Annotated in this window: 27 protein-coding genes; 21 read left to right on the top strand and 6 right to left on the bottom strand. The window is 42.8% G+C overall.

What is annotated here, in order from left to right:
- Positions 1–14 precede the first annotated feature (14 nt).
- Entirely contained in the window at positions 15–626 is a 612-nt protein-coding gene (locus tag ACGTN9_RS16775; protein WP_499594860.1) for a YhcN/YlaJ family sporulation lipoprotein, read from the bottom strand.
- Between the two features lie 119 nt (positions 627–745).
- On the opposite strand from ACGTN9_RS16775, the gene ACGTN9_RS16770 reads away from it, so the two are divergent.
- The gene (locus tag ACGTN9_RS16770; protein ID WP_499594858.1) at positions 746–2,068 is read left to right on the top strand and encodes a PhoH family protein; all 1,323 of its coding nucleotides are present in this window, start codon (positions 746–748) and stop codon (positions 2,066–2,068) included.
- Between the two features lie 276 nt (positions 2,069–2,344).
- Here ACGTN9_RS16770 and ACGTN9_RS16765 read toward each other — a convergent pair whose 3' ends face one another.
- The gene (locus tag ACGTN9_RS16765) at positions 2,345–2,833 is read right to left on the bottom strand and encodes a hypothetical protein (RefSeq protein WP_499594855.1); all 489 of its coding nucleotides are present in this window, start codon (positions 2,831–2,833) and stop codon (positions 2,345–2,347) included.
- 86 nt (positions 2,834–2,919) lie between these two features.
- Here ACGTN9_RS16765 and glsA point away from each other — a divergent pair, with 86 nt between their 5' ends.
- From glsA to ACGTN9_RS16695, 14 genes are all read left to right on the top strand, one after another.
- Complete coding sequence (gene glsA, locus ACGTN9_RS16760) at positions 2,920–3,852, top strand: glutaminase A (protein WP_499594853.1); 933 nt, start codon at positions 2,920–2,922, stop codon at positions 3,850–3,852.
- A gap of 115 nt (positions 3,853–3,967) precedes the next feature.
- Positions 3,968–4,249 carry an Fpa/YlaN family protein gene (locus ACGTN9_RS16755; protein WP_499594851.1) on the top strand — a complete coding sequence of 94 codons (282 nt, stop codon included), beginning with the start codon at positions 3,968–3,970 and terminating at the stop codon, positions 4,247–4,249.
- Positions 4,250–4,402: 153 nt separating this feature from the next.
- A complete protein-coding gene (gene ftsW / locus ACGTN9_RS16750) occupies positions 4,403–5,602 on the top strand; it encodes a putative lipid II flippase FtsW (RefSeq protein WP_499594849.1) in 1,200 nt (399 codons plus the stop codon).
- On the top strand, positions 5,599–9,042 hold the full coding sequence (pyc, locus tag ACGTN9_RS16745; RefSeq protein WP_499594846.1) for a pyruvate carboxylase: 3,444 nt from the start codon (positions 5,599–5,601) through the stop codon (positions 9,040–9,042). The genes ftsW and pyc overlap by 4 nt, the downstream gene beginning before the upstream one ends.
- Positions 9,043–9,543: 501 nt before the next feature.
- Entirely contained in the window at positions 9,544–10,476 is a 933-nt protein-coding gene (gene cyoE / locus ACGTN9_RS16740) for a heme o synthase (RefSeq protein ID WP_499594843.1), read from the top strand.
- A gap of 82 nt (positions 10,477–10,558) precedes the next feature.
- Positions 10,559–11,602, top strand: coding sequence for a cytochrome c oxidase subunit II (gene coxB / locus ACGTN9_RS16735; RefSeq protein ID WP_499594840.1), 1,044 nt, complete (start codon positions 10,559–10,561; stop codon positions 11,600–11,602).
- A 48-nt stretch (positions 11,603–11,650) separates the two neighbouring features.
- A complete protein-coding gene (gene ctaD / locus ACGTN9_RS16730; RefSeq protein WP_499594838.1) occupies positions 11,651–13,510 on the top strand; it encodes a cytochrome c oxidase subunit I in 1,860 nt (619 codons plus the stop codon).
- Positions 13,507–14,130 carry a cytochrome (ubi)quinol oxidase subunit III gene (locus ACGTN9_RS16725; protein ID WP_093046212.1) on the top strand — a complete coding sequence of 208 codons (624 nt, stop codon included), beginning with the start codon at positions 13,507–13,509 and terminating at the stop codon, positions 14,128–14,130. Before ctaD ends, ACGTN9_RS16725 begins: the two co-directional genes overlap by 4 nt.
- Before the next feature lie 3 nt (positions 14,131–14,133).
- Complete coding sequence (ctaF, locus tag ACGTN9_RS16720) at positions 14,134–14,457, top strand: cytochrome c oxidase subunit IVB (RefSeq protein ID WP_499594834.1); 324 nt, start codon at positions 14,134–14,136, stop codon at positions 14,455–14,457.
- Positions 14,458–14,624: 167 nt separating this feature from the next.
- On the top strand, positions 14,625–15,533 hold the full coding sequence (gene ctaG / locus ACGTN9_RS16715) for a cytochrome c oxidase assembly factor CtaG (protein ID WP_499594832.1): 909 nt from the start codon (positions 14,625–14,627) through the stop codon (positions 15,531–15,533).
- Between the two features lie 124 nt (positions 15,534–15,657).
- Positions 15,658–16,113, top strand: coding sequence for a DUF420 domain-containing protein (locus tag ACGTN9_RS16710; protein ID WP_499594830.1), 456 nt, complete (start codon positions 15,658–15,660; stop codon positions 16,111–16,113).
- Between the two features lie 78 nt (positions 16,114–16,191).
- Positions 16,192–16,692 (top strand): GNAT family N-acetyltransferase, encoded by a 501-nt coding sequence (locus tag ACGTN9_RS16705; protein WP_499594827.1) that lies wholly within the window; start codon positions 16,192–16,194, stop codon positions 16,690–16,692.
- A gap of 1 nt (position 16,693) precedes the next feature.
- A complete protein-coding gene (locus tag ACGTN9_RS16700) occupies positions 16,694–17,860 on the top strand; it encodes a GNAT family N-acetyltransferase (protein WP_499594824.1) in 1,167 nt (388 codons plus the stop codon).
- Positions 17,861–18,616: 756 nt separating this feature from the next.
- Positions 18,617–19,000, top strand: a complete 384-nt coding sequence (locus tag ACGTN9_RS16695; protein ID WP_499594821.1) for a hypothetical protein — start codon at positions 18,617–18,619, stop codon at positions 18,998–19,000.
- 56 nt (positions 19,001–19,056) lie between these two features.
- Here the strand turns inward: ACGTN9_RS16695 and ytvI are convergent, their stop codons facing one another.
- Positions 19,057–20,115: a sporulation integral membrane protein YtvI gene (ytvI, locus tag ACGTN9_RS16690; RefSeq protein ID WP_499594818.1), complete on the bottom strand. Its 1,059-nt coding sequence runs from the start codon at positions 20,113–20,115 to the stop codon at positions 19,057–19,059.
- 137 nt (positions 20,116–20,252) lie between these two features.
- Positions 20,253–20,624, bottom strand: a complete 372-nt coding sequence (locus ACGTN9_RS16685; RefSeq protein ID WP_499594816.1) for a YugN family protein — start codon at positions 20,622–20,624, stop codon at positions 20,253–20,255.
- 184 nt (positions 20,625–20,808) lie between these two features.
- Here ACGTN9_RS16685 and ACGTN9_RS16680 point away from each other — a divergent pair, with 184 nt between their 5' ends.
- Positions 20,809–21,237, top strand: coding sequence for a CBS domain-containing protein (locus ACGTN9_RS16680; protein ID WP_499594814.1), 429 nt, complete (start codon positions 20,809–20,811; stop codon positions 21,235–21,237).
- A gap of 187 nt (positions 21,238–21,424) precedes the next feature.
- The gene (locus ACGTN9_RS16675) at positions 21,425–22,507 is read left to right on the top strand and encodes a CAP domain-containing protein (protein ID WP_499594812.1); all 1,083 of its coding nucleotides are present in this window, start codon (positions 21,425–21,427) and stop codon (positions 22,505–22,507) included.
- Here the strand turns inward: ACGTN9_RS16675 and ACGTN9_RS16670 are convergent.
- Positions 22,493–22,861 (bottom strand): hypothetical protein, encoded by a 369-nt coding sequence (locus ACGTN9_RS16670; RefSeq protein WP_499594809.1) that lies wholly within the window; start codon positions 22,859–22,861, stop codon positions 22,493–22,495. The genes ACGTN9_RS16675 and ACGTN9_RS16670 overlap by 15 nt on opposite strands.
- Positions 22,862–22,946: 85 nt before the next feature.
- On the opposite strand from ACGTN9_RS16670, the gene ylbD reads away from it, so the two are divergent.
- From ylbD to ACGTN9_RS16655, 3 genes are read left to right on the top strand one after another with little or no spacing between them, the layout of a single operon-like run.
- Positions 22,947–23,336, top strand: a complete 390-nt coding sequence (ylbD, locus tag ACGTN9_RS16665; RefSeq protein WP_499594806.1) for a spore coat protein YlbD — start codon at positions 22,947–22,949, stop codon at positions 23,334–23,336.
- Between the two features lie 6 nt (positions 23,337–23,342).
- A complete protein-coding gene (locus tag ACGTN9_RS16660) occupies positions 23,343–23,579 on the top strand; it encodes a YlbE-like family protein (protein WP_499594803.1) in 237 nt (78 codons plus the stop codon).
- A 58-nt stretch (positions 23,580–23,637) separates the two neighbouring features.
- On the top strand, positions 23,638–24,075 hold the full coding sequence (locus tag ACGTN9_RS16655) for a YlbF/YmcA family competence regulator (RefSeq protein WP_499594800.1): 438 nt from the start codon (positions 23,638–23,640) through the stop codon (positions 24,073–24,075).
- 1 nt (position 24,076) lies between these two features.
- On the opposite strand, the gene ACGTN9_RS16650 is transcribed toward ACGTN9_RS16655, so the two are convergent.
- A complete protein-coding gene (locus tag ACGTN9_RS16650; RefSeq protein ID WP_499594798.1) occupies positions 24,077–24,406 on the bottom strand; it encodes a hypothetical protein in 330 nt (109 codons plus the stop codon).
- Between the two features lie 148 nt (positions 24,407–24,554).
- Between ACGTN9_RS16650 and ACGTN9_RS16645 the strand changes: the two genes are divergently transcribed.
- Positions 24,555–24,830, top strand: coding sequence for a YlbG family protein (locus ACGTN9_RS16645; RefSeq protein ID WP_093046601.1), 276 nt, complete (start codon positions 24,555–24,557; stop codon positions 24,828–24,830).
- The last annotated feature ends 563 nt before the right edge of the window (positions 24,831–25,393 follow it).

The following is a 25,393-nucleotide window of genomic DNA, read 5'->3' as shown; positions in this document are numbered from 1 at the left end:
ATCCTGAAAAGGATTTAGCTGTTCTTTTTTCGGTTTAAATGTTCATTGGATTGTTCTTCTTCAATTTCATCAAGCTTTTGTTCTTCTTGCTCTGGAACAGACTCTTTATTTTGATCAGGTTCTTCTGCACGGTCGTCATCGATCGGCATCTCAGGCATGTAACGCCCTACAATGGCACTTAACTCTTCCGTTACTGCCTGGATTGGATGACCTTCACGCAGCTTGTTGCTCAACTGCCGGATTCTTTCAGCGCCGTCAGCATCGGCAACAACTACCGCCCGTTTACCGAATGGATCGTGTTTCAAGGATTCACCGACAGAGTATTTGATGGTTCCAACACGTGAACGGTCCAGTTCTTTATCTACATCAATACCTACAACCACATACGGGCCTAGAACGATTGCCGTAGCATCATGGACATTCGGAACTTCTGTCGCCAATTTAGCGAGATGCTCAGCAGCTTGCTGATTTGTTTTATCTTCTTTTTCAATTGGATCAGAATCTTTTACCATTAAAGGTTCGGATCCTTCTCCTTCTTGCTGCAGCGTCTCGGGATCCTCTCCCTGACAGGCAGTAATCATTAGTAAAGCGATTAACAAAAACGTGTTGAGGATGGGTTTTTGCATCGTAAGTTCACCTACTTTTTTTACTAGCGTTTGTCAGGTCGTCTATCCTTATGCATCGAAACATATAAATGAGTTAAGAACCCTTGGAACCATTCATCCTAATATAGGAGGCGTACCTTTTGAAAAAAATCTATGTCTTGGATACCAATGTTTTGCTGCAGGATCCAAACGCGATTTACACTTTCGAAGATAATGAAGTGATCATACCAGCTGTGGTTTTAGAAGAAGTAGACACGAAAAAAAGAATTATGGAAGAAATTGGACGAAATGCAAGGCAGGTATCCCGAATCATCGATAGGCTTCGTGGGAAAGGTGAACTGCACAAAGGGATTCTGCTTCGTAATGGGGGAAAATTGAAAATAGAACTGAACCATCGCTCTTATCAAAAGATGGAGGAAATTTTTGTGGAAAAAACAAATGATAACAGGATATTAGCGGTGGCCCATAATTTACACGAGGAAGAAAAACAAAAGAAAAATGGAAAACAGGTCATCTTAGTGTCGAAGGATATGTTAATGCGGGTAAAAGCGGACGCTATGGGGATTCCTGCCGAAGATTATCTGAATGAGCGGGCGATTCATAAAGATGAAATATATGCAGGATTCGAAGAATTGTCTGCCAGTAAGGAAACACTGGATCGTTTTTATAAGGAAGGTCAACTGGCTATTCAGGAATTGACGCTCACGTACTATCCTAATCAATTTTTTATCATCAAAAACCGTGCTAATCCTTCCCAGTCAGCGATGGGAATTGTCGATCACAACGGAGTGCTCAAGCCATGCAAATTTTCAAATGAACATGTGTGGGGGATAAAGCCCAGGAATGCCCAACAGGTGATGGCGCTCGAACTGTTATTAAGAAGGGACATACCTCTGGTAACATTAACAGGGAAAGCAGGGACAGGAAAAACCTTGCTGGCACTAGCAGCCGGGTTGATGCAAATCGAGGATCTCGGGCTTTATAAAAAAATGCTGGTTGCGCGGCCGATTGTACCGCTTGGTAAAGACCTCGGATATTTGCCGGGAGAGAAAGATGAGAAATTGAGACCATGGGTTCAGCCGATTTATGACAATTTGGAACATCTCTTCAACGTGAAAAAGCCAGGGGAATTGGATGGTATTTTGTCCGGGCTCGGATCTATTCAGGTCGAAGCCCTTACCTACATCCGTGGGAGAAGCATACCGGATCAGTTGATATTGATTGATGAGGCGCAGAATCTCACCAGACATGAAGTGAAAACGATACTGACGAGGATTGGTGAAGGTAGTAAGATCGTACTTCTGGGGGATACCCAGCAAATCGACCATCCTTATTTGGATGAATACAATAATGGTCTCATGCATGTGGTTGAAAAGTTCAAACACCATGCTTTAAGCGGCCACGTGAAGCTGATCAAGGGCGAACGCTCGGCACTGGCACAACTGGCAGCGGATTATTTGTAAAGAGTTACAAAAAAGCTGACTGGGAGGATGTTAAGCATTCCTGCCCAGCCAGCTTTTTTTACACGGTCATACGATGAATGTTTAGTCAAACGTCACTACTGACAAAGTACGGCGTTTTGTTCAAAGATAAGAAAGTATACATTTCTGCGAGGTATTGGCTAGCTTCAGCGCCCAGACACTCGCGACATTAGCAATCCGTCTCGCGAAAGGTAAGGACGCCTTCCTCCAGCCGTTTTGCTTATGCGTGTCGTGTCTTTCAGGGCGCTTGCGCTTTTCTTATTTAAAAACGATTTTTTTAACGCCTTTGATCGGTTCATCTTTATTACTGCCGTCTTCCCAATATAGATGAAGCGGGCCATCCTCTTTTAAAGGCCGGCCTTCTACTGAAAATAATGCCAGGGCCTGCTGCATCTTTTCTACAGTTACTTCCACATCACCATCATTGGTCTCCAATGTCACGCCGCTGAGGTCATTTGCAGGCTCGCTTGTTAAGATGAAAGGCTTTAAATCCATTAAATATGTCTCTTTTAGGATTTTTTCTCTCTCAAAACGGGAAATACTTCTATTAACTGGCGGATCAATTTTTTGTTGGTAAATCTCACGATCCCACCGCATGGAAGCTTTCTGAAGCTCATCCTCTTCTTCTTGTTCTTTTTCGCCTGTACCGAATGCTTCATCATAGGTCACTTTGCGATCATCAAAAATCCAAACGGTCGGATCAAGTGTGATTGGATATTTTACATTTCCTGCTATTTGAACAATCATGGCATGGGCCACCTTTCAATAAATTAATCACCATAATTCAGAATAGCAAAAAAATGCAATCATTGCACCCGAAGGAGGTCATTTAAGTGGCAAAGAATTTGACGAAAGAGACGTTGGAAGATTGGTTAGATAACGTAAGACCGCTGGCACATGACGGGAAAGTAGCTGACTATATTCCTGCGCTTGCCAAACAGGACCCAGAGGAGTTAGCTGTAGCGGTGTATGATCTTGACGGAGAGTGTATCAGCGCAGGCAACCTGGAATGCTGTTTCACGTTACAAAGCATTTCCAAGGTGCTATCTCTTGCATTAGCGTTAATGGACAATGGGGAAGAATTTGTGTTTGACCGAGTCGGGATGGAACCGACAGGAGATCCTTTCCATTCGATTTATCGCCTGGAGCAGCATGCACCATCGAAACCTTTAAATCCGATGATAAATGCCGGAGCCCTGGCTGTAACAAACATGATCCATGGAATTACCCCGGATGAAAAAGTAGGCAGACTACTGAGCTTTATCCATGATATGACGGATGATCAGTCGATCCGTTACAACGAAGAAGTTGCCGACTCAGAATTCAAAACCGCTTACCTGAACCGGTCGCTTAGTTATTACATGAAGCAGCACGGAGTAATCGAAGGCAGTGTAGAAGACACATTGGATGCCTATACGAAACAATGTGCCATTGAAGTCAATATCCAGCACCTGGCACGAATAGGGGCTATATTTGCTAACGAGGGAAAGGATCTGGATTCCGGCAGGCAGATTCTTCCGAGGCATTTAGCGCGTATTTGCAAAACCTTCATGGTCACTTGTGGCATGTATGATGCATCCGGTTCGTTTGCCATACGCGTAGGTATACCTGCAAAGAGTGGGGTATCTGGGGCAGTAGTTGGCGCAGTCAATGGATATGGAGGCATCGCCGTGTACGGAGCAGCCCTTGATGAAAAAGGTAACAGTGTAGTCGGTCTAAAACTTTTGGAACTCCTCGCCAACCGCTATGATTTATCGATTTTCTAATATGAAATACCATTAAACATTATTAATTTAGAAGGTTGACATATATCTTATGTTGCAATTTGCCGGGACAGACGATAATATAATAAATAGAAGTCTGGTATTGGAGGGGATGTTGATGTTATCTGATCTGGCTGTGGATCATCGCGAAAAAGCCTATGCCCTTCTCAAGGCTGATGCAGATAAGATCTTAAAATTAATCAAGGTTCAAATGGATAATTTGACCATGCCACAGTGTCCATTATATGAAGAAGTTTTAGATACACAAATGTTCGGATTGTCCCGTGAAATCGATTTCGCGGTTCGTCTTGATCTAGTTACCGAGGAAGAAGGAAAGGCCTTGCTTGATAACTTGGAACAACAGTTGAATGTATTGCATGAAGCTGCACAGAAATCTTGATATATAAGCTCAAATTGCGACAGCTAATGTTGTAATTTGGGTTTTTTTATATCATCCATAGTCACCGTGACATAACGAAAGCAAAAATACTTATGGTGTAAAGAAGGATTTTAACGACAAATCTAGTAAAATATTATAGAGGGATGAAACGTGATGCGACATAAATTGAAAAATATCGACTTTACTTTATTTATCATACCAATTCTTTTGACGGGCTTTGGTGCTGTAATGATTTACAGTGCCAGCATGGTCTATGCCCCGGTAGTGCTGGAAACCTCCAGTTTTCATTTCTTGAAAAAACAGATCATGTGGGGCACGTTAGGGATCGGACTGTTATTATTTTTTACTATCTTCCCATATCGTCATCTGCAACGTATGACAAAGTTCATCGTCTTATTGATGGTCATGATGCTTGCGGGGCTGTTCGTTTTTGGGAAAAATGTGAACAATGCTGTTTCCTGGTATGATTTGAAAGTGATGAGTTTTCAGCCGGCAGAATTCGTAAAAATCGGATTAATTATTTATCTCTCATCGGTCTATGCTAAAAAACAACAATATATCAATGAATTTGGACGTGCGGTCATCCCGCCGTTGATTCTGACCAGCTTGATACTGGGGATGATTGTGTTACAGCCTGACCTCGGAACTGCAGCTATCATCGGTTTGATTGCAAGTACAGTCATCGCAAGTTCTGGGATCAAAGGGAAGCACATCGGATTGTTGATTGGTGTAACGCTTGCATTTGTTTTAGTGGCTGCACCTCAGATGGTGACCGACGAACGATTATCTCGTTTCTCCGGAGCTTTCAACCCATTTGAAACACCAGATGGAGATGGTTATCACCTGATCCAATCCTATGTGGCCATTGGAACTGGCGGTCTGTTGGGAGAAGGGCTGGGACAGGGCGTCCAGAAGCTCGGGTATCTGCCTGAGCCTCATACCGACTTCATCATGGCTGTCATCGCTGAGGAACTTGGATTCATAGGGGTGCTCATTGTCGTTGGGATGATGGGAGCGTTAGTATTACGGGGGTTATACATATCCAGACGTTGCAAAGATACTTTTGGCGCCTTATTGGCCCTCGGTATTTCCGCAATGATTGGCATCCAGGCTTTCATCAATCTGGGAGCCATGTCAGGAATGCTTCCGATTACAGGTGTTCCATTACCATTCATCAGCTATGGCGGTTCCTCCTTATTAATTATGATGATGTCTGTCGGAATTTTAAATAACGTCGCACTTACGGTCCGGGTGAAAGAAGAGCAGGCAACAAAAGACCGGCAGCCATTGCCAGTCAATAATAGTAATCAAAATACCAGCAATCAACTAGAACGACAAGGAGTGAGATCATGACTGAAACAAAGAAAATTAACAAAGTTTTAGTAGCTAATCGCGGTGAAATCGCTATTCGGGTTTTTCGTGCCTGTACGGAATTGAACATTCGTACCGTGGCTGTTTATTCGAAAGAAGATACCGGTGCATTCCACCGTTACAAAGCGGATGAAGCATATCTTGTCGGTGAGGGTAAAAAGCCGATTGATGCGTATTTAGACATTGAAGGGATTATTGAAATAGCAAAAAGTGTCGGGGTTGATGCTATTCACCCTGGGTATGGATTTTTATCAGAGAACATTCATTTTGCACGCCGTTGTGAGGAAGAAGGCATCATATTCATCGGACCCAGCAGTGAGCATTTGAATATGTTCGGGGATAAAGTCAAAGCCCGTGAGCAGGCGGTACGAGCTGGAATTCCTGTCATTCCGGGGAGCGACGGCCCGGTTTCAAGCTTTGATGAAGTAAAAGAGTTCGGGGAGAAGCACGGCTATCCGATCATTATTAAAGCAGCGTTAGGAGGCGGCGGCCGCGGTATGCGGATCGTCCGTAATGCTGACAATGTGCACGAAGCCTATGACCGTGCCAAATCAGAAGCAAAAGCTGCTTTCGGCAATGATGATGTCTATGTCGAGCGGTTGATAGAAGAACCGAAGCATATCGAAGTTCAAATTTTGGGAGATGTCGATAAAAACATCATCCATTTATATGAACGGGACTGTTCAGTTCAGCGCCGTCACCAAAAAGTGGTTGAAGTAGCGCCCAGTGTTTCATTGACTGATCAGTTACGGGAAGAAATCTGTGATGCTGCAGTGAAATTGATGAAGAACGTTGACTATATCAACGCAGGGACTGTTGAATTTCTTGTAACAGATAATGAATACTTCTTTATCGAAGTTAATCCACGGGTTCAGGTAGAGCATACCATTACGGAATTGATTACCGGTGTAGATATTGTACAAACCCAGCTCAAAATAGCAGAAGGTTATTCGCTGCATGATGACTACGTAGGTATTCCTGAACAATCAGAAATCCGCACCCATGGATATGCCATCCAGTCTCGTGTAACTACAGAGGATCCATTAAATAATTTCATGCCGGATACAGGTAAAATCATGGCTTACCGCTCCGGAGGCGGTTTCGGTGTCCGGCTGGATGCTGGGAACGGATTCCAGGGTGCTGTCATTTCTCCTTACTATGACTCTTTGCTTGTCAAAGTGTCGACCTGGGCGTTGACCTTTGATCAGGCAGCTAACAAGATGGTCCGGAACTTGAGAGAATTCCGAATAAGGGGTATCAAAACAAATATCCCATTCTTAGAGAATGTCATCCAGCATAACCAGTTCTTATCGGGAGAGTATGATACGACATTCATCGATCGTTCCCCTGAATTGTTCGTGTTTCCGAAGCGGAAAGACCGTGGTACGAAAATGCTTAATTATATCGCGGACAGAACCGTCAACGGTTTTGAAGGAATGGAAAATAAAAAGAAGCCAGTATTTGATAAGCCGAGGATTCCAAAAGTCAGACATTCAGAGCCAGTACCTGAAGGAACCAAACAGATTTTGGATCAGCAGGGACCGGAAGGATTGGCGAAATGGCTGAAAGATCGAAACGAAGTACTGCTTACAGATACGACGTTCCGGGATGCCCACCAGTCGTTATTGGCTACAAGGGTACGTACCAAGGATTTGGATATGATTGCAGAACCGACCGCACGTCTATTGCCTGACTTGTTTTCTGTAGAGATGTGGGGCGGAGCTACATTTGATGTAGCATCCCGTTTCTTGAAGGAAGACCCATGGCAACGTTTGTTGAAACTCCGGGAAAAGATGCCGAACGTATTGTTCCAGATGCTTTTGCGTGCCAGCAACGCAGTCGGTTATAAAAATTATCCGGATAACCTGATCCGTGAGTTCGTTGAAAAGAGTGCGACAGCAGGCATCGATGTCTTCCGGATCTTTGACAGTCTCAACTGGATCGATGGAATGAAACTTGCGATCGATTCCGTCCGTGAAAATGAAAAAGTTGCGGAAGCGGCTCTTTGTTACACTGGGGATATTTTGGATTCATCCCGCCCGAAATATGATTTGGATTATTACGTCCGTATGGCGAAGGAATTACAAAGTGCCGGAGCTCATATCCTGGGAATCAAAGATATGGCAGGGCTGTTGAAACCGGAAGCTGCATATCAGCTTGTTTCAAGCCTGAAAGATTCGATCGATATACCGATTCACCTTCATACACATGACACGAGCGGCAATGGTATTTTCACCTACGCCCGTGCTGTGGAAGCTGGAGTGGATGTTGTAGATGTGGCAACTGGTGCAATGGCAGGCCTGACCTCCCAGCCAAGTGCAAACAGTCTATATTATGCACTGGAAGGCAATGATCGTAAGCCGAATGTCGATATTAAAGCATACGAGGAGTTAGGTCATTACTGGGAAGACATCCGAAAATATTATTTCGATTTCGAAAGCGGCATGATGGCTCCGCATACAGAAGTATATGAGCATGAAATGCCAGGCGGCCAATACAGTAACCTGCAGCAGCAGGCGAAAGCAGTTGGACTTGGCGACCGCTGGGATGAAGTCAAGAAGATGTATCGAAAGGTCAATGACATGTTTGGAGACATTGTAAAAGTAACACCTTCCTCCAAGGTTGTCGGAGATATGGCGCTCTTCATGGTACAAAATGATTTGACTGAAGATGATGTGTACGACCAGGGGGATTCACTGGCATTCCCTGACTCAGTCGTCGAGTTCTTTGAGGGGTATCTAGGGCAGCCATATCAAGGTTTTCCTTCTGAACTTCAGCGTATCGTACTGAAAGGCAAAAAACCGATTGAGGTACGTCCTGGTGAATTATTGCCTCCAGTAGATTTCAAGGAATTGCGCGATACGTTGTTCCACTCACTCGATCGTCAAGTCACCAGCTTCGATATGATCACCTATGCGCTTTATCCTAAGGTTTTCATGGATCATCATCGTTTCTATGAGCAATACGGTGACATGTCTGTGCTTGATACGCCAACATTCTTCTATGGCATGCGTCTGGGAGAAGAAATCGAGGTGGAAATCGAGCAGGGGAAGACATTGATTGTGAAGCTTGTATCCATCGGTGAAGCTCAGGCAGATGGAACACGGACCGTCTACTTTGAATTGAATGGTCAGCCGCGTGAAGTGGTTGTCAAAGACAACAGCATCAAGTCAACAATCCAGGAACGCCCGAAAGCTGATAAAACCAATGAAAAGCATATCGGAGCGAGCATGCCTGGTACGGTCATCAAAGTGCTTTCTGAAAAAGGGGAGAAGGTTGAAAAAGGCGACCACTTGATGATTACAGAGGCGATGAAGATGGAAACGACTGTCCAGGCCCCATTCGCTGGACAAATCAAAGATATTTACGTCAAAAACAATGAAGCAATCCACGTTGGGGATTTACTAATTGAATTCGAATAATTGGTAACAATAAGGGCTGGCCGCTACGTATATAATGGCCAGCCTCAATTATGGAAATAAGGCAGCCAGTAAAAAAGAAGAAACATGGTTGTTACAATTTCGTTTAATTTGTAGTATTAACAGCATTGAAATGTAAAAAACACTTGCAAATGAAGCTGTTGTTTGCTAGAAATATATAGGGGATAATTATTGTAATAAATTCGCAAAACCCTTATTGCATAGGCATTTTCAGCAAAATTAGGCAGAAGATGAGAAAGGCTTATCTGCCTTTTATTTTATTATGGAGGGTATTTTCACAAATTTGTCACATTTCATATAAAAAAGTGTGATTAAATAGATTGAAAATAAATTCCATGATACAATGGCGTTGATGCCCCACGGGCTATGTAAAGGCTTTATTGCCTGTATAGACCTTTTTGATCCACCACCCGAAAAAAACACAGCTTCCATAAATGTCGAACAATTGTTTTATGAGGGAGGTAGAAGGAGGAAGATAAACTGATGAATAATACAAGAACAGTCGAAGCTGCATCGTCACAGGTCATTAACAATTCGACTGTCAGCAAATCATCACTTTGGGCTGATATCATGAGTCTGATCAAAATCGGAATCATCAATTCCAATTTGATTACGACATTCGCTGGATTTTGGTTGGCCATCCACTTTACCGGGTCATCCTTCTTAGCTCAATGGCCGACATTTTTGTTTACGATGGTCGGGTCGGCTGCAATCATAGCGGGCGGTTGTATCCTCAATAACTGGTATGATCGGGATATCGATCCAATTATGACCCGGACGAAAACACGTCCTACGGTAACTGGTTCTATCTCACTGTCGCACATTAAGACAATGGGAATCGTAGTTTCCGCTATTGGTTTTATCCTATTGTTATTTACCACTATCGAAGCAGCACTTCTTGGTGCCTTCGGATGGTTTGTATATGTATTCCTTTACACGATGTGGTCAAAACGAAGGTATACGATCAACACGGTGATCGGAAGTTTCTCAGGAGCGGTTCCTCCGCTCATTGGCTGGGCAGCTATTGAACCTGGTCTTCGCTTAGAAGCTCTTATCCTGTTTTTGATCATGTTCATTTGGCAGCCTCCACACTTCCTGGCTTTGGCTATGAAGAAAAAGGAAGAATACAAGGCAGCTAATATTCCGATGCTACCTGTTGTACATGGCTTCGGAATTACCAAGCGTCAGATGGTTGTCTATGTGGCGTGTCTCTTGCCATTACCAATCTATCTAGCTTCTTTAGGAGCCATTTTCATGATAGTGAGCGGATTGCTGACCGCAGGCTGGTTAGTACTCGCACTCGCAGGTTTTAAAATGAAGAACGATATCAAATGGGCAACATGGATGTTCCTTTATTCCTTGTTATACCTGACAATTATCTTCCCATTGATGGTCATTGTCACCTTACCATATTAATCTAATCGGATGCGGGCTTTAACCGCCTTCATCCGATTATGAAATAAAAGTAAAGCTAAAAAGAGAAAGAGAGGTAGTATTCATGAAAGGATGGATGGGAAAATTCCGTGCTCTGTTCTTGCTCGGATCGCTCTCCTTGATTCTATCAGGCTGCGGGGTTGATAAATTAAGCGCGCTTAAACCTGATGGATATGGAGCGGAACTATTATACGATTTGATGATACTTAGTATTGCAATCATGATCTTTGTATTCATCGTCGTAATGGCCATTTATACTTTTGTTCTGATTCGTTACCGTCGGAAAAAAGGCCAGGAGGATTTTATTCCTAAACAAACAGAAGGTAACAAAGTTCTTGAAATCATCTGGACAGTCATTCCGATTATCCTATTGTTAGTGTTAGCAGTACCAACAGTTCAGGCTGTCTTCGATTTGGCTGAAACATCTTCAGATGAAGCCGATATCAGAATCGATGTAACTTCAGCTCAGTTCTGGTGGCAGTTTGATTATGCTGGTGAAGAGATTTCTACCAGTCAGGATCTTTATATCCCTAAAGGGGAACGCGTATACTTAACGATGAAGTCAGCTGACGTCATCCATTCCTTCTGGGTACCATCGATTGCAGGTAAAATCGATACCAACCCAGGAGATAACGAAAACACGATGTACCTTGAAGCCAATGAAGAAGGCGTTTACTGGGGACAATGTACTGAATTGTGCGGTCCTTCCCATTCACTGATGGACTTCCGCGTAGTGGTCGTCAGCCCAGAAGAGTATGATCAATGGGTGAAGGACATGAAAAATGCGGACCCTGAAGCTGAACCGGAAACACAAGTGGCTCAAGAAGGAAAGGAAATCTTCCAAAACAATTGCATGAGCTGTCACGCAATTGGTGCACAGCCTAAAGGCGTAGGTCCTAACTTGACCAACTTTGGTGACCGTGCAAAAGTTGCTGGTATTTTGGAACCTACTAAAGAAAACATCGTGAACTGGATTCTGAATCCGAATGAATATAAACCTGGCAACACGATGCCGCCAAACCTGGTCAATAAAGAAGAAGCTGGCAAGGTTGCTGAATATTTGATGCAATTGAAGCCTTCAGAAATTACACCTGAAAGTGCACAATAAGTAAAAGCTATGTGAGATATGTATGAAGTTTAGAGGGAGGTTAAAAGCGTGAGTACTGCAGTAGCGCAAAAGAAAGGCTTCGGCGCTTTTATCTGGGATTACCTGACTACCGTCGACCATAAGAAAATCGCACATCTTTATCTCGTCGCCGGCGGCTTGTTTTTCCTAATGGGCGGTCTAGAAGCAATGATTATCCGGATCCAATTGATGAAACCGGACAACGAGTTCATCAGTGCCGGTCTTTACAACGAAATGATTACGATGCATGGTACAACTATGATCTTCCTGGCAGCCATGCCATTGTTATTTGCTTTAATGAATGCCGTCGTACCATTACAAATTGGTGCTCGGGACGTAGCATTCCCGTTTCTTAACTCTTTAGGTTTCTGGCTGTTCTTTTTTGGTGGCCTGATCCTTAACTTTTCTTGGTTTATGGGTGGAGCTCCTGATGCTGGTTGGACAGCTTATGCTCCGTTATCAACAACATCTCCAGGACATGGGGTAGACTTCTACGTCATGGGGTTACAGATTTCCGGTGCCGGTACCTTAATTGGTGGTATCAACTTTTTGGTAACCATCGTTAACATGCGTGCACCAGGTATGAGTTATATGCGTATGCCACTGTTCACCTGGACAGTATTTGTAACTAGTACGTTGATTTTGTTTGCATTCCCGGCATTGACTGTCGGTTTGTTCCTAATGATGTTCGACCGCATGTTCGGTTCTGTCTTCTTTGATGTCGCAGCAGGTGGTAACGTCATTATCTGGGAGCATTTATTCTGGATTTTCGGACACCCGGAAGTATATATTTTGATTCTTCCTGTATTCGGTGTCTTTAGTGAAGTTATCTCTACGTTTTCAAAAAAACGTCTTTTCGGTTACTCTGCCATGGTTTTCGCGACCGTATTGATCGGTTTCTTAGGTTTCATGGTATGGGCTCACCACATGTTCACAACAGGCATGGGACCAGTAGCCAACTCGATTTTCGCAGTTACTACAATGGCGATCGCCGTACCAACAGGTATCAAGATTTTCAACTGGCTGTTCACCATGTGGGGTGGAGCCATCAAAATGACGACAGCGATGCTTTGGTCGGTCGCATTCATTCCAACATTCACGATCGGTGGTATGACTGGTGTCATGCTTGCAGTAGCAGCAGCTGACTATCAATACCATGATACTTATTTCGTAGTAGCCCACTTCCACTACGTCATCGTTGGTGGTGTAGTATTCGGTATCTTCGCTGCCCTGCATTACTGGTGGCCGAAGATGTTCGGTAAAGTATTGAACGAAAAGCTTGGGAAATGGGCGTTCTGGCCATTTTTCATCGGTTTCCATCTGACATTCTTTATCCAGCACTTCCTGGGTCTGATGGGAATGCCTAGACGTTACTGGAAGTTCCTTGAAGGGCAAGGGCTTGATACAGGTAACTTGATCAGTACGATCGGTGCTTTCTTCATGGCGCTTGGTGTCATCATCTTTCTATGGAATGTCATCTATACAGCAGTTAAAGAACCAAAAGCATCTGCAGATCCATTTGATGGACGTACGCTGGAATGGTCCATCCCGTCACCACCGCCATTCTATAACTTTAAACAGACGCCATTGGTACGTGGTTTAGATGCACTATGGATCGAAAAATCAGAAGGTAAGAAGGCTATGACGCCAGCTGAACCACTCGGAGATATCCATATGCCTTACGGTTCTATCTTACCGTTTGTCATGTCACTGGGACTGTTCATTGCCGGATTCGGCTTTATCTATCAAGTCGATAATCCTGTCTGGTTATCTCTTGTATTCATCGGTATGGGTATTACGCTAGGTGCCATGTTTGTACGTTCTGTCAAAGATGATCTTGGCTATCATATCCATAAAGAAGATTTAGAAAAGGGGGATGGCCAGCTATGAGTAACGAAGACATTTTGAATCCGAAACAAATGCCTCATGAACCAGAAAAAGCCACCCTTGAAGGTAAAAATAAATTCCTTGGTTTCTGGTTCTTCCTTGGGGGAGAAACCGTATTATTCGCCAGTCTGTTCGGTACTTTCCTGGCCTTAAAGGACTCAACAGCAGGCGGGCCAGGTACAGAAGAGCTATTCGGTCTTGAACTTGTATTCGTAATGACGATGCTCCTTCTAACAAGCTCCTTGACAAGTGTGTATGCCATGTATCATATGAAGAACAATAACTTCTCAAAAATGATGGTATGGCTTGGCGTCACAGTCGCCTTAGGTTTCAGCTTCTTAGGTTTCGAGCTTTACGAGTTTTATCATTACATTCATGAATACGAATTTACCTTCCGTTCTTCTGCGTTAGGTTCAGCGTTCTACACACTGGTTGGTTTCCACGGAGGACACGTGCTTTTCGGTCTGCTATGGATAGTCACCCTGATGGCGCGAAATGCTAAGCGTGGTTTAAACCTATATAATGCACCTAAATTTTATGTTGCCAGCTTGTATTGGCACTTTATTGACGTAGTATGGGTATTCATCTTTACAGTTGTCTACCTAATGGGAAAGGTGGGTTAATCCATGACAAAAGACACCAATTCCACACCTCATAATGAATTTGAAAAAGCAGAACACAAAGAAGAAATGAAACATCAGGTGATCAGTTTCGGTATGATGATCATTTTTACAATTGCTGCTTTTGCGGTAGTGGCTACCGATGCCATTGGGAAATACTTCGCTATTCCGATTATCTTATTGTTAGCGGTCGTGCAAGTCATTTTCCAGCTTTATTATTTCATGCATATGAAAAATAAAGGTCATGAGACACCTGCATTAATGATTTATGGCGGGATCGCGGTCGCGTTCATGACGATTCTTACGTTCACTACAATCATTTGGTGGTAAAATTCATGTAGAAGAGAGATCGGAGCATTTGTTCCGATCTCTTTCTTCAATTAACAGGAAATTTTGTCGCTTTTGTGAACTTTTATGTGGTTAGGATTTAAAAGTCGAGAATTTCGACACTTTAAGTTAAAATAGGTTATATAACGACCAATATGGAGTGAACTTTTATGTGGTTAGAATTGCAGATTTTCGGATTCCGGGCGATGTGGAGTCCCTATTACTTCTTGTTTTTATTGCTCGTGGCGGGTATATATTTCTATTTGACTGGTCCTGGCCGTCATAGGTTCACGAAGGAAAGGCGTCCGTCAGGAAAACAACAAGCCATGTTCTATATAGGATTACTTGTGTTATATATCATTAAAGGCTCTCCGATTGATTTGTTAGCCCATATTGTATTTACAGCTCATATGACACAAATGGCTCTTTACTACTTGCTGTTCCCAATTTTGATCCTAAAGGGAATACCAAAGTGGATGTGGAAGAAACTGTTTAATCTGCCGGTAGTACGCCCGATATTATTACTATTGACTAAACCCTTGATTGCTATATTGTTATTCAACGGTTTGTTTTCGCTGTATCACCTGCCGTCCGTATTCGATTATGCTAAAACAGGTGAGTTTGTACACGCTGGGATTACCATCGTCATCTTAATAACAGCATTCTTAATGTGGATATCTGTTTTTCCTCCGTTGGAAGAATTGGACCGTCTAAGTGAAATCATGAAGATTGGCTATATCTTTGCCAATGGCGTGCTAATTACACCAGCTTGTGCATTGATTATTTTTGCTGAGGCACCGATGTATGCAACGTTTACAGAAGGTGGGCCATGGGTTCAGGCTTTGAGCCTTTGTGTCCCACAGGACGTGTTGAACGGTATGTCCGGGCTTCGGATGAGTGGTCCGGAATTATTCTCCCCACTTTCTCTTTTAGATGATCAGCAGACTGCCGGGATCATCATGAAAGTGGCACAGGAGATCATATTCGGTACAATTATCGCTAAAATATTCTTTACTTGGTTCAATAAAGAGCGTGATATTATTGATCCGTTGCCAGCTAATGCTCCACAAGATTCTTGATGGCCATATGAGCTTTCCTGACTTGTCAGGAAAGCTTTTATTTTAAATAAGGTGCTTGTTTAAATTAGATATCTTTATTAGTATGAAAGAGAATTAGGATATTGCTTGAAGGGAATGACCGTCCATGCTTTTGTTACCTACGATCAGCACTTTTTTTATTGCGCTTAGCGGGACACTTGTGGCAATCGGTTGGGTGTTGATTGTAAAAGGGCATCGCCGCCGTCACAGACAAGTGATGCTTACTGCGGCTATCAGTGCGCTCTTATTTTTTATCATTTATTTGACCAGAACGATCCTGGTGGGAAATACAAGCTTCGGAGGACCTGAAAATGTAGAATCATACTACACCATCTATATGATTTTTCATATTATCCTCGCTACTACAGGAGCCATATTCGGTATAGTTACCTTAAGGCTTGCGCTGAAACGGAAAATCGCCAAACATCGGAAGATAGGACCTATAACCAGTGTGATTTGGTTTTTTTCAGCTGTCACAGGTGTCATTGTTTATTTCCTTTTATATATCATCTACGAACCTGGAGAGACGACAAACGTTTTTCGAGCTATTTTCGGATTCTAAACAGGAGGTCGCATGAAGTCATTACCGATTTCATGCGATTTTTTTAACTAACTGGGAAACCAGGAGTGGAGGGATTCGGTGTTCATTGAAACGGAAAGATTACATATCCAGGCATTTACGCTGCAGGATGCTCAGCTAGTGATGAAAAATAAAAGCAGGTTTTTTTTAGAAAACAAAATAAATTTTACAGAAGGATGGCCAAACTATGGCCTCCTTGCCTGGCTTCCTTTATATGTGGAGTCATTAGAGGCGGACAATCAGGAACTTGGTTTCGGGCCCTGGTATATGATAGAGCGTTCCAGCTTTACATTAGTAGGGGATGTCGGCTTCAAACCTGTATCCATTCATAAAGGACAAAGGGAGATAAGTTATTCAGTAGTACCATCTAAACGGGGAAAAGGGTATGCGCAGGAAGCAGTAAGCGCTCTTACAGCCTGGGCCTTTAACCACCGTATTTCCCTGGTTACCGCTCAGTGTGATCAATTTAACACACCCTCCCTTCAAGTATTAAAAAAATGCGGATACAGTGTTCACGGAAAAGAAGGGACTATTTTATTGTTCAAGAAAGAGAGGAACTGAAATGAGTGATGTGAAAAAAATTACCGCCCGGGAATATGATGCTTGTTTGAAATTGGGTGAAAATGCTTTTAATTACAAGCTTACTGAACAACAAATCAAAGATAGAAAATGGCAGATGGACAAGCAGGATATATTTGCGGTGTTTGAAGATGATAAAATGGCGGCAAAACTCCATCTCCTTCCACTGCAGGTATTTTTGAATGACACGAAAATCGATATGGGAGGCATAGCCGGGGTAGCGACATGGCCTGAGCATCGCAGGAAAGGCTATGTAGGACAACTGATGAAGGAAGCATTGAAGAGGATGCGTGAAAAGGGTGATTCCTTATCATTACTTCATCCATTCTCCATTCCATTTTATCGCAACTATGGATATGAGCTCACCCAGTACACGTATACTTATCAGGGCAGCATTTCCAATTTAATAGTCGAGCACCCTTTCTTTGACGGGAAGCTGGTGCGGGTAAATAAAGAGGAGGCACCAGCCCTTCTGAATGATGTCTATGAAAAAGCAGCTTCCGCTTATACGTTAATGCTGGCAAGGGAACCCTGGTGGTGGGAACGGCGTGTCCTTTCCGATGATACCCAAATCATCGCTTATGAATCACAAGGCCATATAGAAGGCTATATATTGGCTGAAATGAAAAAAGACCGTTTGGTCGTTGAGGAATTTATTTATCACAGCAAACCGGCATTCCAGGCTTTGCTTCAATGGATGAAGAATCATGATTCTATGACTGAACAAATCGAGATTTCCATGCTGCCAGGCGATTTAGATGCCTTCCATTTTGCGAACCCAAGATTCAAAGAAGTAAAACAGCCTTATTTCATGGCAAGAATCGTGGATATTGAAAACTTCTTCAAGCTATATCCTTTTGCTGATTCATTAGACAATGCACCCTTGAACATAAAGGTATTCGATAAATATGCGACATGGAATGATGGGGTATGGCAATGTAGCCCGACAAATGAAGGTATGGTGGTTAAGCAGACAAGTGATGAGGCAGATATAGAAACCGATGTAAAGACACTATCAGCTCTCCTTTTAGGCAGCCTGACAATAGAGAAAGCTATCTTAATGCAAAAATTAACGGGAGATCCAAGCAGCCTCACACGCTTATCTGGATGGATACCGAATAATCAACCGGCATTTCTTGACTTTTTCTAGTCTGCTGATTAATAGAATAACGAATAAGTAAGACATTAAAAACGTCCAGGCTTTCCTGCCTGGGCGTTTGTTTTGTTAAGATTAGAGATAAAAATCAATGTTGATAAGTATGATTAGAGTATATCCTGCTTATTCAAGTATAGAGCCGAAAAGTCGCAGACTTGATTTCGAGATATTGTAAGAGAGGAAGGGCGTTGGGGAACAACTCGCTTTCCGTGGGCGAGTGATGAGCCTCCTCGAGCTGACGCTCTGTGGGGTCTCAGCTAACACGCATTTCCCACAGGACTTTGAATTTTCACCTTGACTTAACCCACGCACGAAGGAAATGCGTAGCATTTTCGAGGAGTCTCGCAGTTCCCCTACGCCCTTTGCCATAGGAAGTTCTGGAAATCACACTTGTGGGGAATACAGCCCATGATTTTTGAAAGAAGACTTCTGCCCTTTATATCCTCTATAAATGCTTTCGGATGAAGTTTTTAGTTGAGCACTATTCTCTTTTTGAAGGGTCCGTTTATTACAATACTGGCTGGATGGGAAGGGAAACGGCGAGACTCCCGCGGGAGAAGGGGCTAGGCGAGATCCCGCAGGGCTTTTAGCCCGAGGAAGCTTGCCAGGTCCCCCGCAGGAAAGCGAGTCGTTTCCCGGACCATCTCATTTTTTTCATGGTAACGGCCCCAACTATCTTGAAACTGAGTCCTCAATTAAAGGGAGCTTTAACTGTAAATCAACATTATTATATATAACAGGGGGAGTATGATGAGAAAAGTCCTTTTGACAGCGGTTTTATTTAGTATTTTGCTGGCCGGTTGTACTTCTGAGGAAGAGAAGCTTGTGAATGAGCTGAAGTCAAATGTAGAAGGAAAATATAATGTGGTTGCATTTAAAGATGATATGCCACCTGAAGCGTTCCAGTCACTTATCAATGAAACCTTTACCATAGAACAAGAAGAGGTATGGGAAGCTACCATTAATTCGTTTGAAATTTTAGAAGAGATTCCAACCGAACCTTATCATTATGGACAAGCATTGAATATCACTCAGTTACCTGAATTTATTGTTTTTGACACCGAAGGGATAACCTATCGTACTAATGACATCAGAGCTATGGAAGCGTTTTTCGTTAAAAACTTTAGTCACTGAAACCCCTGAAGGAAAGAAAAGCTCAGAGCTAAATACTCTGAGCTTTTTTAATCCTATTAAATTTTGTAGTTCCATCGGATGATTCCTGCTTCTTTAGCGGAATTGAAGGCGATTAAGATCAAAGGCCCTAAAATAAATCCCATGATACCCATTAATTGCAATCCGAGGAACATCGCAATCAAAGTTGCCAGCGGAGAAAGTCCGATATGTCGTCCCATCACTTTCGGCTCCACAGTACGGCGGATAGCAAGGAGAAGGACTGCTAAAATCGCTAATTTTGTTCCAGTTACAATATCACCCGCCAGGTACATATATAACGACCAGGGAGCTAAAATGACGATTGATCCGATGATAGGGATGAAGTCTATCGCCCAGATGATCAATGACATGATCACCGCAACTTCAGGTGATATGAACAGCAAACCGATCAAGGTTACAATGAAAATGATGATACTTACCAGGAATTGCGCTTTTAAAAATCCGAATACGACATAAGACAAACGGGCATTCATGAACTTGACTTTTTCTGAAGTTTCCTCCGTCATATGATCATATGCGTTTTCTTTCAAGCGTGGCATTTCCAGCATAAATAGAAAAAGTGCGATCAAGTATACTAAAAAGCTGACCAAATATTCCGGGATTTTAGCAAACACTTTCGTAATGTTTTCGATCGTTAAATTATTCGTGATCGTTTCGCTCAGGTTCTTCACATTACTTTGCATTCCTGCTGTAATCTCTGTCACAAATTCATCCGGAAGATCCTGGGCATATCGATCGATGCTTTCTTCCCAATCCTGCACGATTAGATTTATTTCTTTCACGTAAGTAGGAGCATTTTCCGTCAAATGAGCCACTTGTGTGACGGTTTTTGTGATGATGAATGTACCCAGTATGCTGATAAGCAGCAAAAAAAGTAAAAAGGTTATGATAACGGAAAGTTTTCGTTTCATCCGAAATCGAAATTGCAGCATACGAATTGCTGGGTTAAGAAATAATGCTGTAACGAAAGCTGCGATCAAAGGAACGGATACGGGCAGCAGAAAATAAGCCGCAATAATAAATAGTACAGATATAATAATCAGAATCCATTGTCGTTTTGTAAGGTAGCGGAACAATTTAGTTATGTATCTCCTTTCCTAATAACACCTATACTTCAAAATATAGCAAAACAGAGGCCTTTTGAACAGTCATGCAGGTTAGAATGTAATAAAAAACCGCAACCTATCAACTAGGATGCGGCAGCGGCAGAGGTTCAGACTACTTCCTGATGCTTTTTGATGTCTTCTGCAGCTTTTGCGACTAATTTATTGGCACGATCGATCAGGTTTTGAGAGAAACCTTCCTGTTCGCCATATTCAACTCCGTGTGGATAATAATGACGTCCTAGAAGGGGAGGAAGCATTTTGAAGACACCTGTACCAGAATCAACTTCCCCTTCGATCGCATACCCCTGGATACGTACATAATAAGTAATGTTCTTTTCAGGTGAGCCGATTTTGTAATCGTAAGTAACGCGCTCATAGTCCCATTGGCCTCCACGGATGAATCCCGCTTTGTTCAAAATATGATGGAGCGGCTTTTGTTTGATGACTAATCCTTCAATCCCTGTAGCTTCCAGTTTCATTTCAAACACCTCGCAAAAATTGTATGTAGTTAAGCTTATCATAGTATGAAATCAAGCATGATGCAATTTATTATACTATAAATCCTCACCTGTTGCATGCAAACTTTCTCCCTTTTTGGATAAACTACCTGTTGAATGGACAGGATTGTCTGTCTTTTTTAAGTATAAAGGAGGGTACACAATAATGAAAACAGTACGTGAGATCATGACTGGAGAGGTTTCTGCCTGTACAACGGATGATCATTTATTCGATGCTGCCACAATGATGAAGGAAAGAAATGTTGGTGCTGTGCCGGTATGCGGAAGCAACCAGGAATTACTCGGAATGGTGACAGACCGTGATTTGGTTATCCGTGGATACGCGAATAAAAAGCCAGGCTCTACTCCAATCCAGGAGGTAATGAGTGACAAGCTCTATCACGTAGCTCCTGATGCAACTTTGCAGGAAGCTAGTAATGTGATGGCTGAACACCAGGTTCGTCGTCTTCCAGTCGTCGAACAAGGCAAGCTTGTTGGCATCCTTTCACTAGGAGATCTATCTGTAGAAGATATGTCTGATGAAGCAGCAGGAAGAGCTTTGGAAGAAATATCTGAACGTCCGGAATTGCACTAGTACAAGTGAAAACGGTTCTGCTACGGCAGGATCGTTTTTCTTCTGTTTCAATCCAATCCCCTGACGCAGAAAGCCCCTTATGCTCGTATTACATAGTCATAAATAGTTGCGGCTTAGACTATACTGATGATAAAAATAGAGTAGCATCGACTAGAAACAGCACGATATTAAATAAGGGAGAGAAGCCATGAACTTTATTCGCTTCATTGTACTGATTATGTTGGCTGCTGGTGTCTACCTGGTTATAACAGGGGATTTCGCTGACAACACGTTGGAGGAAGGCCTGGAAAAAGGGATGGATGCAGCCGGGAAAATAGCAGAAATGCTTGAACAGGAAGAAGAGGCACCTCCCCCTGATGATATGACCAAAGAAGAAAGTTTATCATTGGAAGGGGATATGTATAAATGGATCGGCAAAGATAAACAAGCACTCCTTGATACTTATGGGCAACCACAGCGAAAAGATCCGAGCGCCTATGGCTATACGTGGTGGGTGTATAATACGGATCCGGAAAAATACCTTCAGTTCGGCATAGAAGACGGAAAGATTTCTACCTGGTTTTTAACCGGTGCTGCCGCTGAAGCGGATCCCCTTACCATTGGAGATGATTATCAAACGGTAAAATCACAGCATGATTTTACGAAAGAGGTCACTTATAAAAAGGGTATTGAACACTATACATTTATCTTGTCAGAGGACGACCTTGCATCGAGACCTTTAGTTCAATTGAGTGACAGCGTCTATGCCCAGTTGTATTTTGATACATTTACAGATCGGCTTTCCTCTATCAGGGTAATGAATTATGAAGTGTTGTTAAAACAACAGCCTTATCAGGTTTCTTATCGAGGAAAGCTGCCGAAGTCTGCAGTTATAGAAGAAGAGTGGGAAGCGATCGAAACGGCGAGAGAAAAACAAATATTGGATATTACCAACCGCTACAGAATCCGCTTCGGTAAAGAGCGGCTGGAATGGTATCAGCCAGTTGCCGAGGTAGCCTTCAAGCATAGTAAAGATATGCGAGAAAATAATTATTTTTCCCATTATACGCCAGAAGGCATTGGTCTCCAGGAACGGCTGAAAGCAGATGGAGTCACCTATTCAAGCGCGGGTGAAAATATAGCGGCTCAATACCCGGATGCTGCTGCTGCCATGGAAGGATGGCTCAATAGTGAAGGACACAGGGAGGCATTACTGCATGATCGTTATTCCCACCTTGGTGTAGGGGTGTATAAGGATTATTACACGCAGAATTTCCTAGTGCCCAGGTGATGACTCCAGGATGCAGGAAAAATAAAAAATCGAGTGATGCCATTCGCCGGAAAGCCGGGCATATTGACCAGTTTCGAACTTCGCTTGCTCATGAGTTGGGCAGGCGGGTTCTTTTTTTATTGCTTTTATTCTGCCTCTTTTACTATCCACCCATAGTTCAGTAACTGATAAGTAAAGATCCTGATAGTGTTTTTCTTGATATACCGCTGCACGGACTACTGTACCTTCCAGCACGGCTGATTCATTAGTCTTTCCCATATCAACCCATTCATTATAATAGCTTTGCCGTTCTTTTTTTGTACGGTGGTAGAAATAGAAGATCAGGATAGGGATGACGATCGATGCGATGAACATGAAATTCCTCCTTGCTTTAGGCACAAATTCACTACCCGGGCATAGGCTAATACCGGGGAATACTTGAAGTAAAGGGGTGCAGCATATGGATAGAAACAAGCTTCATCCAAGTGTTGAACAGTTCCGTAACTTTGTCAATGACCATCCGAAATTGAAAAGTGAGTTGCGCAATGACAGAAAGAAGCTTCAGGAGTATTATGAAAAATGGCTTTTACTTGGTGAAGACGATCCGATTTTTGATGATTATCGAACTGATGATGATCAACAAAGGGAAACAAAAAGTACCGATAAAAAAGAATGGATGAACCAATTTGTGCAAATGGTCGATCAAGTCAACTGGGATAATATCAATGGCCATATTCACCACTTGAACGGTGCGCTGGGAAACCTGCAGACACTGGTGAAGCAATTCCAGGAAATGAAAAGCTCTTCGAAAGGCAATCATTCCAATAATTTTCCGTTTTTAAAGGACTGAGGAACCATGCAACCTGAAAATTATCAATTTTTAAAAGCTAATGAAGAGCGGCTGGCTTTCATACGGCTTAACCCGGAATGGTATCGGAAACTTGCCCGTGAACCCGGTCAGCAAGTACAGTTCGATAAAGAAATGAAACGTTTCTTTGGTAAAACGCCGATCCAGCGTATGGAAAAAGTCGGAAACCAGCTGCAAATGGTAAATATGCTGATTCAAATGGCCAAGGTGATGAAAGAAGAATAATCATCGTGCATTTCTTTATCTTTCCACATTTGTTATGATAAAGGTGGAGGTGAAACAAATGCTGGCCACGATAGAAATTGTCGATGTGTTGGATTCATCTGAACATATCGGGCAAATGATATTACAATCTGATGTCATGGATGCGTATCAAACTGCTAAGAAGCAGTTGGAAGAAGATGAAGAGGCACAACGCTTGATCCGTGATTTCCAGAAAATCAAAGATCAATACGAAGATGTACAGCGGTTTGGCCGTTACCATCCTGACTATTATCGGATAATGAAAGAAGTTCGTTCCGTTAAACGGGAAATGGACATGAATGAAAAGGTTGCCGCCTTCAAATTAAGAGAGCGGGATCTTCAAAAACTTCTTGATGAAGTGAGTCAACATGTGGCCTTCAGTGTTTCCGAAAATATCAAAGTACCTCGTGATGGCATGGCCCTGACTGACAGTGGCTGTGGCTGTGGTACTGGCGGCGGTTGTGGGTGCGCTTCCTGATTCAAAAAGGATCTGTGAACCTTATACAGTCATCACATAGATTCCCGCAACAGAACATTTTACGCTGAGGGACCAAAAAACGGACCCTATACACATAGAGCGCCTGGCTTTTGCGAACGTAACTCATCGCAAGGGTCAGGCGTTTTCCTTTCATGGCAGATGCTGCAGCCCGTTTCAAAAGGTCTTCGATTTCGAGGCGGGAAGTCTCTTTCAGAGGCTTTATATATACAAATGGGAGACCGGTATAAGTTTTTACGGTAAATTTTTCAATGATTTCTGCCTGTTCCATAAATGCGATGAATTTCTCCCATGCTCGTTCATGATCTGTCATACCGTCCCTCCTCTGGATAGCCACTTTTATTCTATCCTATCTCTCTGTAGAGACATTTTCAATGGAGAGCAGATATTTAGAACAATTGCCTGAAAATTATAATTCTGATACACTTGCTGTAAATGCCTATAAAAGCGAGGAAGCAAATATGAACGTGCAACGACAAGGTATGGTCATTTATTTTCAGCACATGAAAAATTTAAGACAAATAAAAAAGCATGGCCATTTAATCTATGCCTCAAAAAAAAGCAAGTATGCGATCCTTTATGTAGACAAGGAGCGGCATGAGGAAACAATGGAAAAACTCGAGCGGTTCCCATTCGTCTCGAAAGTCGTCCCTTCCTATAAACCAGAAGTCAAAACAGACTACGAAAACGCAAAACCGGATAAAGCAAAGCAATACGACTATAAAATGGGAATATGAAAGAAGCCAGTCCAAAGACGGACTGGCTTCTTTTTATTTTGGTTCTGTTAAAATCTTAGTTTTGATCTTACAGTTAAGCTCCCTTTACTTGAAGACACAGTTTCGAGAGAAACTGTGTCCGTTACGGTTGTGAGCGTTTGGAGGTCCGGGAAATCACTCGCTTTCCATGGGCGTACGGTGAGCTTCCTCGGGCTAAAGCCCTGCGGGATCTCACCATGTACTATCCTCCCATTGGAGTCTCGCAATTTCCCGGCCCTCCTTGCGTTTATAAGAGAAACGGAAACATGGGTAGGTAGAATCATTCAACCATAGTAACAGCTACAAAGAGGGCTTGCTTCCTGATTTATTCAACCTTGTCATGCAGTGAATGTGGAAGATATCTTCTTACAACGTAGGGTTCGTTCATCAAAAAAAGGATAGGGTGGCGGGGAAACGGTGCATAGCCGTCAAGCTAAGCTCTAAAATTTTTGTATCTCCCCTTATATACGTTATCCTTCCTTCAAGAATTTTCTAAGGAAGGATGATTTTATGAAACTAATGAAACACATTCGGTCCATGGCTCA

The sequence above is a fragment of the Halobacillus sp. B23F22_5 genome (assembly GCF_043497085.1).
Lineage (GTDB): Bacteria > Bacillota > Bacilli > Bacillales > Halobacillaceae > Thalassobacillus.
Note: the sequence above shows the minus strand (reverse complement) of the source record. Positions and strands in the feature narration are given on the sequence as shown.